We start from the raw sequence: 14253 nt of genomic DNA on the forward strand, positions 1-14253 counted from the left end.
CAGTATCGCGAATCGGGCGGCGATCAGCGCGCGTTTATCAGCGCCATCGCCTCGGCGCGGACCTTGCCGTCGGTCTGGAACGCGCCGCGGACGGCCGAGGTGACCGTACGGGCGCCGACCTTGCGGATGCCGCGCATCTCCATGCACATGTGCTCACACTCGAGCACCACGATGACGCCCCGAGGCGCGAGCTTCTCCATGAGCAGGTCGGCGATCTGCGAAGTGAGCCGTTCCTGCACCTGGGGGCGGCGGGCGAAGACCTCGACCAGCCGGGCCAGCTTGGACAGGCCGGTGATCCGGCCGTCGACGCCGGGGATGTAGCCGACGTGCGCGACACCCTTGAACGGCAGCAGGTGGTGCTCGCAGAGGCTCATGAGCTCGATGTCGCGGACGAGCACGAGCTCCTCGTGGTTCGCCTCGAACGTCGTGGTCAGCACCTTGGCCGGGTCGACCCGCAGACCGGCGAAGAGCTCCGCATAGGCTCGGGCCACCCGGGCCGGGGTGCGCTGGAGACCGTCGCGGTCCGGGTCCTCACCGATGGCGATGAGGATCTCCCGGACCGCTTTCTCGATGCGGGCCAGGTCGACGGCCTGCTCGACCGGGGTGCCGGTGAGCTTGCCGTCGACCAGACGCGCGGCGAGGTAGTCAGGCTCGTCGGAGTCGTTGGGCTCCGTCGAGCTGCCGTCGGTGATCAGTGGTTGCCTTCCACCGAGCCGTTCGGCGTGCTGCCCGCATTCGGGTTGACGCCACCCACGGCGACCTGGCCGTCGGCTTCCGCCTGGGCCTTGAGCTTGTCCCGCTCGGCAGGGGTGAGGACCGGCGGCGCCTCGGACGGGAGCCGCTTGCCGAAGCCGTTGAACGGGGCCATCGGCGGCCGCTTCTGCACCCGGGCGCAGATGCGGTTCATGTCCTCCTGGGTGATGGTCTCCTTCTCGATGAGCTCGAGGACCATGTTGTCCAGGACGTCGCGGTACTCGACCAGGATCTCCCAGGCCTCGTCGTGGGCCAGCTCGATCAGGGCCCGGACCTCGGAGTCGATGTCGGCGGCGACCGAGTCCGAGTAGTCCTTCTCGTGGCCCATGTTGCGGCCCATGAACGGCTCGTCGCCGCTGGTGCCGTACTTGACGGCGCCGAGCTTGGAGCTCATGCCGTACTGGGTCACCATGGCGCGGGCCAGGCCGGAGGCCTTCTCGATGTCGTTGCCGGCGCCGGTGGTGGGCTCGTGGAAGACGAGCTCCTCCGCCGCCCGGCCACCCAGCGCGTACGCCAGCGTGTCGATCATCTCGGCGCGGGTCTGGGTGTACTTGTCCTCGGTCGGCAGGACCAGGGTGTGCCCCAGCGAACGGCCACGGGGAAGGATCGTCACCTTGTGCACGGGCGCGGAGTGCGGCAGCGCGTACGCCACCAGCGCGTGCCCGCCCTCGTGGTAGGCGGTGATCTTCTTCTCGTTGTCGCTCATCGCGCGGGAGCGCCGCTCCGGGCCGGCGATGACCCGGTCGATCGCTTCCTCGAGGTAGAAGTTCGAGATCGCGCGCTTCTCGTTACGGGCGGTCAGCAGCGCGGCCTCGTTGATCACGTTGGCCAGGTCGGCACCCGAGAAGCCGGGCGTGCGGCGGGCCACCGAGTCGAGGTCGACGTCCGGAGTGAACGGCTTGCCCTTGGCGTGCACCCGCAGGATGGCCTTGCGACCCTCCATGTCCGGGTTGTCCACCGGGATCTGCCGGTCGAAGCGGCCCGGGCGCAGCAGCGCCGGGTCGAGGATGTCCGGCCGGTTGGTGGCGGCGATGAGGATGACGCCACCCTTGGTGTCGAAGCCGTCCATCTCGACGAGCAGCTGGTTGAGCGTCTGCTCGCGCTCGTCGTGACCGCCGCCCATGCCGGCCCCGCGGTGCCGGCCGACCGCGTCGATCTCGTCGACGAAGACGATCGCCGGGGCGTTGGTCTTGGCCTGCTCGAACAGGTCGCGGACCCGGCTCGCGCCGACACCCACGAACATCTCGACGAAGTCGGAGCCGGAGATCGAGTAGAACGGCACCCCGGCCTCACCCGCGACGGCCCGGGCGAGCAGGGTCTTACCCGTGCCCGGCTGGCCGAAGAGCAGTACGCCCTTGGGGATCTTGGCGCCCAGCGCCTGGTACTTCGCCGGGTTCTGCAGGAAGTCCTTGATCTCCTGGAGCTCCTCGACGGCCTCGTCGGCCCCGGCCACGTCCGCGAACGTGGTCTTGGGCATGTCCTTGGTCAGCATCTTGGCCTTGGACTTGCCGAAGTTGAGCACGCGGGAGCCGCCGCCCTGCATCTGCGACATGAACAGCAGCAGCAGGATGACGAGGATGGCGATCGGCAGCAGGTTGACCAGCAGGCTCAGCAGGATGCTGTCGCCGGACACGGTGGCGTTGACCGTGCCGGTGATCCGGCCGGCGGCCTTGGCCTCCTGGACGTCGGCCCAGATCTCATCCGTGAGTTCGTACGGATACTGGGTCTCGATCTTGTCGGTGGACTTGCCGTCGAACCGCTCCGGTGTCGCCAGTTCGAGCTGGAGCGTCTGCTCCTTGTCCTCCTGGATGACCTTCTTGATGCCGGGCTGGTTGAGTCGTTCGAGGACGACGGAAGTATCAACTCGCTGGTAGCTCGGACCACTGGTGAAGAATGAGCTCAGCGCAATCGCACCGATGATCACCAGAATGATCCAGACCACCGGGCGGCGGAAGAAACGCGTACGTTCCATACTGTTGTCGGGCGCCTGATGCGCCCGGACCCTCCTGATCGGCGTCCTGGTCACCTGGGTTGACTTGCCTCCGCCACCGGGCGCCGATGATGGCTTTCCCCGCGGTGGAGACTCAGCCGCATCGATAACCTGAAGCCGCTCCGGCAAACTTCACCGGTGCGACCGCTACCGATCCGACCCCTCCGGCGCTTGTGACACTGCGCCATCGGTCACTCGACCGTACACCGTGGCCGCCTCTTGCGACTGGTCCAGCCCGGCCTCCGGGACCCCTTCGGTCACCCCCTGTTCATGCCGGAGCCCCGGCTAAACAGGCACAGAATCGGACAATACAGCCCGGTTACGGACCATGCCGCCGATTCCTGAGAGTCGGCTGGGAGACCGTTCAGCTACGGGCGTACACCTCTGGCTTGAGCACTCCGACGTACGGAACCTCGCGGTAACGCTCCGAGAAGTCGAGTCCGTAGCCGACCACGAACTCGCTGGGGATGTCGAAGCCCACGTACTTCGTCGGCACCGGCACCTTGATCGCGTCCGGCTTACGGAACAGCGCCACCACCTCGACGCTGGCCGGCTGCCGGGACTGCAGGTACTTCATCAGCCAGGACAGGGTCAGGCCGGAGTCGACGATGTCCTCGACGATGACCACGTGCCGGCCGGCGATGTCGCGGTCCAGGTCCTTGAGGATGCGCACCACCCCGGAGGAGGTCGTGCCGGAGCCGTAGGACGAGACGGCCATGAACTCCATCTCGGAGGAGGGGCCCTGCCGGCCCAGCGCACGCGCGAAATCCGCCATGAACATGACCGCGCCCTTGAGCACGCAGACCAGCAGAATGCCGCCCTCGGCCTCCGCGTAGTCCGCGGCGACCTGCTTGGCCAGCTCTTCGGTCTTCTCGCGGATCTGCTCCTCGGAGATGATCACGCGGTCGATGTCGGCGTCGTACCAGGAGCCGTCTGCCATGCGCCTAGCGTGCCGCATGAACGTGGCCGGTCGTGGCCGGGGGCAGCGGTCCGTGCCCGTCCAAGCGCAGGTTATGGGGCGAATCAGGCCCCGGCGTCCGGACCGGGAGCACAGCCAGTGACAACTGTCACAAGCCGGCGGGCACCAGGTCACCCGCTCGGCGACCCACGACGATCCCTCCGGGCAGCGACGCGGGGCCCTGGCCGTGCCAGTCGGTCACCAGCGCGTCCAGCGCGAGGACGTGCCGGTGCGAGAGCGCGGCGCCCGGCGCACCCAGCTCGCGGGCCCAGGCGCGCAGCACCCGGCTCCGGACGGCCGCGGGCATTGCCACCAGGGCACCCACCGAGAGACCGGCGCCCGACCGGCACGCGCCGAGGGCCTCGGCGGCAACTCCATCGAGGTACCTGACGTCGGTGGCGACCAGCGAGGCGGTCCGCGCCAGGTTGGCGACCACCGCCGGGCCCAGCGCCGCGATCAGCGCCGGCAGGGCGTCGGCCCGGACCCGGGACCGGGTGTACGCGGGGTCGGTGTTGTGCGGGTCGTCCCAGGCCGCCATCCCGAGAGCGGCACAGGCCTTGCGGGTGTCGGCCCGGGTGACGTCCAGCAGCGGCCGGACGAAGACCCCTTTCCGGTACGGCATCCCGGCCAGCCCGCGCGGTCCCGCACCCCGGGCCAGCGCGAGCAGCACGGTCTCGGCCTGGTCGTCGCGGGTGTGCCCGAGCAGCACCGCCGCGGCGTTATTTCGCTCGGCGACGGAGGAAAGGGCCTCGTAGCGCGCGTCCCGGGCGGCGGCCTCGGGTCCGCCGGGACGGCCGGCCACGTCGACCGTGGCGATCTCCACCGGGTCCAGCCCGGCCGACCGCGCCCAGTCGGCGACGGCAGCGGCCCGGGCCGCGGAGCCTTCCTGCAATCCGTGGTCGACGGTCACCAGCCCGGCCCGCAAGCCGAGGCGGGGCGCCACGAAGGCCGTCGCGGCAGCCAGAGCGAGCGAGTCGGCCCCACCGGAACACGCGACAAGAACAAGCTGCCCGGACCCCGGCTGCGACGCCCCGCCCGTCCCGGCCGCCGTTTCCGGGACCTCGCGCGGGCCCGCGCCGCCCGCCGCGCCCACGCCGGAGCGCAGCGCCCGGCGGACTGCGGTGCGGACGGCCGCGACCGAAAGCGCGATCCTGGCCACGGCCGGAGACCGTTAGGAGGAGGCCAGCCCGACCGGCCCGTGCACCCGGGCCACCCAGGCGTCCGGGTCGCCCAGCTCGTCCAGCCGGGGCAGGGTCAGCGGCGAGTCGAAGATCCTGTTGAAGCCGGCCATCCCGACCCGTTCGACCACGCCGTGCACGAACTTGTGACCCTCCGCGTACTGCCGCATCTTGACCTCGATGCCGAGCAGCCGGCGGATCGCCTTCTCCAGCGGGTTGCCGCTCTCGCGGCGCTGGTTGAACTTGGCCCGGATGGACTCGACCGAGGGAATGACCTCGGGCCCGACCCCGTCCATGACGAACTCGGCGTGGCCCTCCAGCAGCGTCATCAGCGCGGTCAGCCGGTCCAGGACCGCCTTCTGCGCCGGGGTCTGCACCAGGTCGATGACCGAGGAGCGGCTGTCCGGGTCGCGCAGGGCGTCGGAGAGGGTGGCCACTCCGCGGCGCATCCGTTCGAGGATGTGCTCGCCGTTCTGCGAGGCGTCCACGAAGGCCTGGACCTCGCCGAGGAAGTAGCCGCGCATCCACGGCACGGCCGTGAACTGGGTGCGGTGGGTGACCTCGTGCAGGCAGACCCAGAGCCGGAAGTCGCGCGGATCGGCGCCGATCTTGCGCTCGACCTCGACGATGTTCGGGGCGTTGAGCAGCAGCTGGCCCGGCTCGGCGGAGAAGACCTCGTACTGGCCGAGGACCCGGCCGGAGAGGTAGGCCAGCACGGTGCCGGCCTGCACGCCGGTGACCCGGGAGCCGATCGCGTCGGCGACCGCCCCGGGCTGTTTGTCCCCGGAGAGCCGGGTGACCAGCGGGATGATCACCTGCTTGAGGCCGGCGATGTTGACCGCCGCCCAGTCCTTGCGGTCGACGACCCGCACCGGCGGGGCCTCGACCTGGGCCGTCAGCCCGGTGTAGGCCGCGACGTGTCCCGCGGCCTCCTCGGTGAGATCGCGCAGCTGCGCCACCACCTGCGTGGCTTCCTCGTAGGACACCGCGGGTCCGGATTTCGACAGCGCGCCCGCGGTGGCGGCGGCCAGATCCCAGTCAACGAACTGCGCCATGCCGTCCACCGTACCCGCGTCCGACCAGCCGCCGGCCCTGAGAAAACCCCTAGGGCAGGCCTAGGAGCAGCCGCAGGTGACCAGCTTGGCCGCGATCTTGTCGAGGGCCTGCCGGGCGGCGACCGACTCGCCGGTGCGGTCGGCCATGATCGCGAAGACCAGCAGCCGGCCGTCCGCGGTGACCAGCTGGCCGGAGATCGTGTTGACCCCGGTCAGCGTGCCGGTCTTGGCGCGGACCAGGCCCTGGCCCACCCGGTTGGGCGCCGGGGTCACGAAACGGGTCCGCAGCGTGCCGGACCAGCCGGCCACCGGCAGCCCGCCGAACACGGCGCTGAGCTCGGGATTCTTGCCGCTGGCGGCCAGCTTCAGCGTCTCGGTCAGCAGGTTCGGGCTGATCCTGTTGCGCCGGGACAGGCCGCTCGCGTCGGACAGCGCGGCCTCGTCGGCCGGCAGGCCCAGCTCGCCCAGCTTGGCCACCATCGCCTCGGCCGCCCCTTCGAAGGACGGCGTCTTGTCCGCGGCCAGCGCGACCTGGCGGGCCAGCGCTTCGGCGATCACGTTGTCGCTCTGCTCCAGCATCCAGTCGACCACGTGCACCAGCGGCGGCGATTCGACCTTGCCCAGCTCAGCGCCGGGGGCCGGGGCCGCGCCGGCCGCCGCGGAGGGCGCCGCCGAGGGTGTGCCGGACTCGACGGCGGCGGGCGCCTCGCCCTTGCCCACCTTGCCCGCCGCGAGGCCGAGCTGCTTGGCGAAGGCCCGGCCGGCGGCCAGCGCCGGGTCCGAGAAGCGGGGGTCGCCGCCGAACTCGTTGTGCACCGGCTCGATCCGGCCGGCGTTGGTCATCAGTGACTGGATCTTGGCCACCTGCCCGCCGCCGATGACATCGCCGTCCCAGCCGAGCGCGGTGAGCGGGCCCTCGTACAGCGAGGTGTCGACGGTGATCTTGGTCGGGGCCTGCCCGGCCAGCGCCGTCTTGACCTGGGCGGCGAGCTTGTCCAGCCGGGCCGCGCCGGGGAACTGGCCCTTTGCCCCCACCGACAGGGTGGGGTCGCCGCCGCCGATCAGCACGACCTCGCCCGGCTGGGCGCCGGCCACCGCGCGGGTGGCGAGCCGGTAGGCCGGGCCGCGGGCCGCGAGCGCGGCGGCCGCGGTGAGCAGCTTGGTGGTGGAGGCGGGCGTGGTCATGGTGTCCGCGTTCTGCTCGAACAGGGACTCACCGGTCGCGACGTCGGCGATCGACACGTTGACCTGCGGGCCGAGCGGGCCGGCCTTGAGCAGCGACGCGATCGCCGCGCGGACCCCGGCGGCGGTGGGCGCGGTGCCCGAGGTGTCCGCCGCGGCCAGCACGGGTGTCGGCGTCGGGTCGGGAGTAGGGGCCGCCGAGGGGCTCGAGGCCGGGTCCGCGGACAGCCAGCCGTCCACCGGACCGGGCCGGACCACCAGCACTCCGGCCGCGGCGACCACGACCAGCACGAGGGCTGCAAGAAGCGACAAGACGACGGTACGCCGCGACTTACCCGTACCCGGCTCCGCCGCTGCCGGTACCCCGGCCGGGGGAACGGCCGGGCCCGGTGCCGGACTTCCGGGCTGACCCGGCGGGTCGGCCGGGTGTTGCGCCGGCGGTGGAGTCACCGGGGCCGGCTGAGGCGCAGAGGGCCCCTGAGCAGCCTGGGGCTGCGGATGAGCGATGTTCAGCGGCACCGAGGCGCGGCCGTAGGTCGTCCCGGCGGGACGGGGCGCCGGCGGTGTCACCGGCGCTGCGGCCGGCGGCACACTGGCCCGCCCTACCGGCGAATGACCGTTTTCCGGTCCTGACACGCCGTCGTACTCAGGAGTGTTCTGTGAATCTTGCCTCCCCACGAGCCCCTCCTCCGTACGTGGCGTCAGACTTAGGGGAGACTACAAACATCCGGCACACCGGTGCGCGCGGATCCTCGGGGCCGATTCCTGCTCCCGCTCCGTCGCCACGCCCTGCCGGGTCCGACTGCGGGGCTAACAAGGGAGCGAACGATGGATTTCGACGTCTTGGTTGAGATCCCCAAGGGCCAGCGGAACAAGTACGAGGTCGACCACAAGACCGGCCGGATCCGACTGGACCGGACGCTCTTCACCGCGACGCAGTACCCGGCTGACTACGGGTTCATCGAGGGCACTCTGGGTCAGGACGGCGACCCGCTGGACGCCCTGGTGCTGATCCAGGAGCCGACCTTCCCCGGCTGCCTCGTGCGGGCCCGGGCGATCGGCATGTACCGGATGACCGACGAGAAGGGCCGCGACGACAAGGTCCTCTGCGTGCCCTACGAGGACCCCCGCCAGGAGCACCTGCGCGACATCCACCACCTGGGCGAGTTCGACCGGATGGAGATCCAGCACTTCTTCACGGTCTACAAGGACCTCGAGCCCGGCAAGTCGGTCGAGGGCGCGACCTGGACCGGCCGGGTCGAGGCCGAGGAGGAGATCCGGGCGTCGTTCAAGCGCGCGGAGGCCGCCGAGCACCACGACGAGGGTCACTGATCTGACAGACAGACGCGGCGGCCGGGCTCTTTTGCTCGACCGCCGCGTTTTTCGTGGCCGGGGTCAGATGCTGAGGTTGCTGGCCATGCCGTAGAGGCCGATGACGGCGCACGCGACCGGGATGACCGCCACCACCGCGAGGGTGTCCAGCAGGTCGGCGGCCCGCCCCAGGTACGGCGACGGGGGCCGGCGGGTCCAGGTCGCACCGGCGGCGACCGCGGCCAGCGCCACCAGCAGGACCGTGACGCCCAGGCCGAGCAGCATCGCCTCGCCCGCGCCCCAGAGCAGGTCGACTCCCAGGGCGAAGAGCCCGAACAGCCCGGCGGAGATCAGCGGGAGCCGCTGGCGCAGGGTGACGAACAGCCGGCAGCGCAGCAGCAACGCGGCCACAGCGAGACCGCTCAGGATCTGCGCGGAAAGGCCGCCGGCGGACGCCAGCACCACGAAGGCGCCCGCGCAGAGCAGGGCGTGCCCGATCAGCAGGCCGGTGAGCAGCTCCTCGGTGCGGCTGACCGCGGCGAAGACCCGGGCCCGGTCGGGGCGTTCCCGCGCCGCGTCCATCGCCGAGCTGCGGGCCGGGGCGCCGGTGAAGCTCTGCTCCGCCTCGCTTCCGGTGGGCAACGTCACCGGCGGGGTGGGCATCTTGCCCAGGCGGATCGCCAGCAGCGGCAGCGCGCCGATGCCGCAGACCAGCGCGGACAGCAGGATCGCCGCGGCGCCGGCGGCCGTGGTGAGCAGGGCGACGAGGGCGGTCAGCGCCCCGAACAGGCCGATCATGATGCCGGCGGTGAAGACCCGCAGGGACGCGGCCACCCCCACCGCACCCAGGGCGGCGACCAGCAGCAACGCCACCGAGCCGGCGAGCAGCTCGGGGCCGCCGATCCAGGACAGCAGCGCGAAGACGCCCACCGGGTCGCCCGAGGCGATCAGCACAGCGCCGCCGACGAACGCGTACGGCAGCGCGCAGCCACCGAGGACCGCCCCGGCGCGCGCATCCCCGTACGCCCGGGAGGCCGTGATGCCGGCCAGCGCGAGCAGCAGGCCGACGCCGAGCCCGAAGAAGGCCGCGCCGCCCCAGGCCGGTCCGGCCGCGAGCACCGCGAGCAGGCCGATGGACAGCAGCACCGCGCAGCCGGCCAGGGTGGCCGTGCGGGTCGAGGCCGGCGACCAGATCGTGCCGCGGCGCCGGGCGCCCTCGGCGATCGCCTCGACGACGTCGTCGTACTCCAGCTCGGGCCAGTTGTCCCGGGCCGGCACCAGGTGCAGCACCTCGCCGTCGCGCACACCCTGCGGGAACAGGCCCTGGGCGGTGGCCAGCGCGACGCCGTCGGTGCGGCGCAGCAGCCAGCCGCCGTGCTTCTCACCATCGTCGGCCAGTCCCTCGCCGGCGTGCCGGAGGACCTCGGGCAGCAGCTCGGCCAGCGGTACGTGCTCGGGCAGCGCCACGTCGACCCGGCGCTGCGGCGCGCTGATCGTGACTCGGGCCAAGCCCACGCTCATGACAGCGCCACCTCTCGCATGCCCTTCCGGCCCTCGCGGTCGCGGCCGTCGCCCACGATCTGCGGGCGGCGCTCGGTGCAGGCGGTCATGCCGTTATTCCCATCGATAGTGGTAAGCCTTCAGTCGACTTTAGGGTGGGGGCGGGGCGGTCGGACGGGGAGGCTGCGGAACGGTGGGGACTTTACCTACCATGAGCCCTGCGCGGTGACCGGTCGCTGGTCATGCGGACGGGGCACAGCCACCACTCGCCAAAGTGGATGATGTGCGCAAGGCGGGTGGTTGCGGATGAAAGGGACACTCTCGGTATGAGCACGGTGGTGATCAAGCGGGCTGCCCGGCGGCCGGCGCCGGAGATCCCGACCGGCGAGCTCGCCGTCGATCCGCCGCCCGAGATCCCGCAGGCCGTCGGCGGCCGCTGGACCCAGGCGATGATGGTGCTGCCGATGCTCGGCGGCTCGGTCGCGATGGCCATGATGATGGGCCGCGGTGGCGGCGGCGCCTTCTCCTATGTGGTCGGTGGCCTGTTCGGCGTCTCGTCGCTGGCCATGCTGGCCACGTCCTTCGGCGGCAGCGGCGGGCCCAAGAAGGCCGAGATGATGGCCGCCCGCCGGGAGTATCTGCGGCACCTGTCCGGTCTGCGCCGGCGCGTGCGCGACACCGCCAGCCGGCAGCGCATCGGCCTGTTCTACCGCCACCCCGACCCGCAGCAGCTCTGGTCGACCGCCGAGAGCCACCGGGTCTGGGAGCGCCGCTCGGCCGACCCGGACTTCGGGGTCGTGCGGCTCGCCGTCGGCCCGCAGACCCTGGCCACGCCGCTGATCCCGCCGGTCACCCGGCCGCTGGAGGATCTCGAGCCGATGACCGCCGGCGCCCTGCGCCGGTTCCTGGACGCGTACTCCGTGGTCCCGGACCTGCCGGTGGCGGTCTCGCTGCGCGGCTTCGCCCGGGTCTTCATGCGCGGGCAGGGCCCCACCGGCGAGGCCGACGCGCGCGCCCTGACCCGGGCCGTGCTGGCCCAGCTCGCGGTCTTCCACGCCCCCGACGACCTGATCATCGCCGTCTGCGCCGGTCCCGAGCGCCGCGCGATGTGGGAATGGGTCAAGTGGCTGCCGCACAACCTGCACCCGTCGCGCACCGACCGGCTCGGCCAGGTCCGGCTCGTCGCCAGCGCCGGACCCGACCTGGAGAAGCTGCTCGAGGATGTGATCGGCAACCGGCCCCGGTTCAACCCGGCCGGCAGCAGCGGCAACGGCCCGCACGTGGTGATCGTGCTCGACGGCGCCGACCTCAAGGGCGCGACGCAGCTCGACGACGGCATCGACGGCGTCACGGTGCTGGACCTCGACGACGTGCCGCCCCGGCTGCTGGACCGCTCGCTGCTGGTGCTGGAGGTCAAGCCGGGCAGCGGCCGGCACGAGCTGCACACGTACGCGATGGATCACGCCGCGGACGTCGGCACGCCGGACCGGCTCAGCGAGGAGGAGGCCGAGGCCGTCGCCCGCCGGCTGGCACCGTTGCGCCTGGCCGCGATGTCGCGTTCCTCCGACACCCCGATGGCCACCGAGATGGGCCTGGCCGAGCTGCTCAACCTGGGCGACCCGGACTCGTTCAGCGTCGCCCAGGCCTGGCTGCCCCGGCCCAACCGGGACAAGCTGCGGGTGCCGATCGGCCTCGGCGCGGACGGCGGTGCCATCGAGCTGGACCTCAAGGAGTCCGCCCAGGACGGCATGGGCCCGCACGGCCTGCTCATCGGGGCCACCGGCTCCGGCAAGTCCGAGCTGCTGCGCACGCTGGTGCTGGCGCTGGCCGCCACCCACTCCTCCGAGACGCTGAACTTCGTACTCGTCGACTTCAAGGGCGGCGCGACCTTCTCCTCGCTGGACCGGCTGCCGCACACCGCCGCCGTGATCACCAACCTGGCCGACGAGCTGCCGCTGGTCGACCGCATGGTGGACGCCATCGACGGCGAGCTGCTGCGGCGCCAGGAGCTGCTGCGCAAGGCCGGCAACTTCGCCAGCCTGCGCGACTACGAGAAGGCCCGGGCCGGTGGCGCGGCGCTGTCACCGCTGCCGTCGCTGCTGGTCATCTGTGACGAGTTCTCCGAGCTGCTCTCCGCCAAGCCGGACTTCATTGACCTTTTCGTCCAGATCGGCCGGCTGGGCCGCTCGCTCGGCGTGCACCTGCTGCTGGCCAGCCAGCGACTCGAAGAGGGCCGGCTGCGCGGCCTCGACACCCATCTGTCGTACCGGATCGGTCTGCGGACCTTCTCGGCGCTGGAGTCGCGGGCCGTGCTCGGCGTGCCCGACGCGTACGAGCTGCCGCGCTCGCCCGGCCACGGCTACCTCAAGTTCGGCACCGAGCCGCTGGTGCGGTTCAAGGCCGCGTACGTGTCCGGGGCGTTCCGCAAAGCCGGCGGCGGCGGTCCCGGCGCGACCCGCGACGGCTCGGCGCCACAGGTGCTCTCCTACTCGACGCACTACGTGCCCGCGCCCAAGCCGGTCAAGCCGACCAAGCCCGTGCCCGAGGAGACGCCGGCCGGCGAGAGCCTGCTCGACGTCATGGTGGCCCGGCTCAACGGTCAGGGCCCGCCGGCCCACCAGGTGTGGCTGCCGCCGCTGAACCAGTCGGCCGCCCTGGACGAGCTGCTCGGCCCGGTCACCGTCGACCCGGCCCGCGGTCTGGCCTTCGCCAACCCCGAGCTGCACGGCGCCCTGCAGGTGCCGATCGCGCTGATCGACAAGCCGCGCGAGCAGCTGCGCGACGTCATGTGGCTGCAGCTCAGCGGGAGCGCCGGGCACGTGGCCGTCGTCGGCGGCGCCCAGTCCGGCAAGTCCACCGCGCTGCGCTCGCTGATCTGCGGGCTCGCGCTGACCCACACCCCGGCCGAGGTGCAGGTCTACTGCCTCGACTTCGGCGGCGGCTCGCTCGGCACGCTCAAGGACCTGCCGCACGTCGGCGGTGTCTACGGGCGGCTCGACTCGGTCGGCGTACGGCGTACGGTCGGCGAGGTCTCCACTCTGCTCACCGAGCGCGAGGCCCGCTTCGGCGAGCTGGGCATCGACTCCATGTCGTCGTACCGGCGGCGCCGCGCGGCCCAGGCCGGGCTCAACAACGGCGCCGGCACCGACCCGTTCGGCGACGTGTTCCTGGTGGTCGACGGCTGGACCACGCTGCGCAAGGACTACGACGAGCTCGAGGGCGTCATCACCGACATCGCCACCCGCGGCCTCTCGTACGGCATCCACGTGGTCACGAGTGCGCCGCGCTGGATGGACTTCCGCCCGGCGATCCGCGACCTCTTCGGCTCCCGGGTCGAGCTGCGCCTCGGCGACCCGACCGACTCGATGGTGAACCGGCGCGCGGCGGTCAACGTGCCGGAGAAGGCCGGCCGGGGCCTGGTCGAGCACCCCACGGACAAGAACAAGAGCCTGCACCTGCTGACCGTGCGGCCCGAGCTGAGCGGGGCCGGCGAGACGGCCGAGCTGGTCAAGATGATCGCGACCAACTGGTCCGGGCCGGTGGCGCCGCGGGTGCGGTTGCTGCCGCCGTCATTGCCGTACGCGGACATCGACCTGGCCCGGTCCACCGGCCTGCGCCTGCCGATCGGCATCGCCGAGTCGGATCTGCAGCCCGTCGAGATCGACTTCGCCGGTGACCCGCACTTCCTGCTGTTCGGCGACGCCGAGTGCGGCAAGTCGTCGTTCCTGCGGGCGCTCGCCACCACCGTGATGCGGCGGTTCCGGCCCGAGGAGGCCCGGCTGATCCTGGTCGACTACCGGCGCAGCCTGATGGATCTGCCCGAGTCCGACCACCGGATCGGCTACGGCATCCAGGCCGCGAAGACGCTGGAGCTGATGGAGTCCGTGGCCGGTTACATGGAACGCCGGCTGCCCGGCCCGGACGTCACCGCCCAGCAGTTGCGCGAGCGGTCGTGGTGGACCGGCCCGGAGTTGTTCGTGCTGGTCGACGACTACGACCTGGTCGCCTCCGGCCCGACCAACCCGCTGGAGCCGATCGTGGAGTACCTCCCGCAGGCCCGCGACGTCGGCCTGCACCTGATCGTGACGCGGCGGGCCGGTGGCGCCAGCCGGTCCATGTACGACCCGGTGATCCAGCGCCTGCGCGAGCTGTCGTCGCCGGGCCTGGTGATGTCCGGGCCGAGCGACGAGGGCGCGCTCATCGGTCCGATCCGGCCGACCCTGATGCCACCAGGGCGTGGTCGTCTGATGACTCGGCGTGAAGGAGTGCGGTTGATCCAGCTGTCACATCTGCCGCCGTACTAGCCCCCGACCTGCGCCGTCACAC

The 14253-nt window shown here is 71.9% G+C and carries 9 protein-coding genes; 2 read left to right on the forward strand and 7 right to left on the reverse strand.

Annotated elements, in window-relative coordinates:
• Positions 1 to 23 precede the first annotated feature (23 nt).
• From folE to dacB, 6 genes are all read right to left on the reverse strand, one after another.
• The gene (gene folE, locus AB0C12_RS09975) at positions 24 to 692 is read right to left on the reverse strand and encodes a GTP cyclohydrolase I FolE (protein WP_360547104.1); all 669 of its coding nucleotides are present in this window, start codon (positions 690 to 692) and stop codon (positions 24 to 26) included.
• The gene (ftsH, locus tag AB0C12_RS09980; RefSeq protein WP_360546127.1) at positions 692 to 2725 is read right to left on the reverse strand and encodes an ATP-dependent zinc metalloprotease FtsH; all 2034 of its coding nucleotides are present in this window, start codon (positions 2723 to 2725) and stop codon (positions 692 to 694) included. Before ftsH ends, folE begins: the two co-directional genes overlap by 1 nt.
• Positions 2726 to 3107: 382 nt before the next feature.
• Positions 3108 to 3683, reverse strand: coding sequence for a hypoxanthine phosphoribosyltransferase (gene hpt / locus AB0C12_RS09985; protein WP_360546129.1), 576 nt, complete (start codon positions 3681 to 3683; stop codon positions 3108 to 3110).
• Between the two features lie 127 nt (positions 3684 to 3810).
• Positions 3811 to 4860, reverse strand: coding sequence for a tRNA lysidine(34) synthetase TilS (gene tilS, locus AB0C12_RS09990; protein ID WP_360546131.1), 1050 nt, complete (start codon positions 4858 to 4860; stop codon positions 3811 to 3813).
• A 12-nt stretch (positions 4861 to 4872) separates the two neighbouring features.
• Positions 4873 to 5934 (reverse strand): zinc-dependent metalloprotease, encoded by a 1062-nt coding sequence (locus AB0C12_RS09995; RefSeq protein WP_360546133.1) that lies wholly within the window; start codon positions 5932 to 5934, stop codon positions 4873 to 4875.
• 60 nt (positions 5935 to 5994) lie between these two features.
• On the reverse strand, positions 5995 to 7428 hold the full coding sequence (gene dacB / locus AB0C12_RS10000) for a D-alanyl-D-alanine carboxypeptidase/D-alanyl-D-alanine-endopeptidase (protein ID WP_360546135.1): 1434 nt from the start codon (positions 7426 to 7428) through the stop codon (positions 5995 to 5997).
• Positions 7429 to 7944: 516 nt separating this feature from the next.
• On the opposite strand from dacB, the gene AB0C12_RS10005 reads away from it, so the two are divergent.
• Positions 7945 to 8448, forward strand: a complete 504-nt coding sequence (locus AB0C12_RS10005) for an inorganic diphosphatase (RefSeq protein WP_023562899.1) — start codon at positions 7945 to 7947, stop codon at positions 8446 to 8448.
• A gap of 63 nt (positions 8449 to 8511) precedes the next feature.
• Here the strand turns inward: AB0C12_RS10005 and eccD are convergent, their stop codons facing one another.
• A complete protein-coding gene (gene eccD / locus AB0C12_RS10010; protein ID WP_360546137.1) occupies positions 8512 to 9948 on the reverse strand; it encodes a type VII secretion integral membrane protein EccD in 1437 nt (478 codons plus the stop codon).
• 305 nt (positions 9949 to 10253) lie between these two features.
• Here eccD and eccCa point away from each other — a divergent pair, with 305 nt between their 5' ends.
• Positions 10254 to 14231 (forward strand): type VII secretion protein EccCa, encoded by a 3978-nt coding sequence (gene eccCa, locus AB0C12_RS10015; RefSeq protein ID WP_360546139.1) that lies wholly within the window; start codon positions 10254 to 10256, stop codon positions 14229 to 14231.
• Positions 14232 to 14253: the final 22 nt, after the last annotated feature.

The sequence above is a fragment of the Actinoplanes sp. NPDC048967 genome (assembly GCF_040649415.1).
GTDB lineage: Bacteria > Actinomycetota > Actinomycetes > Mycobacteriales > Micromonosporaceae > Actinoplanes.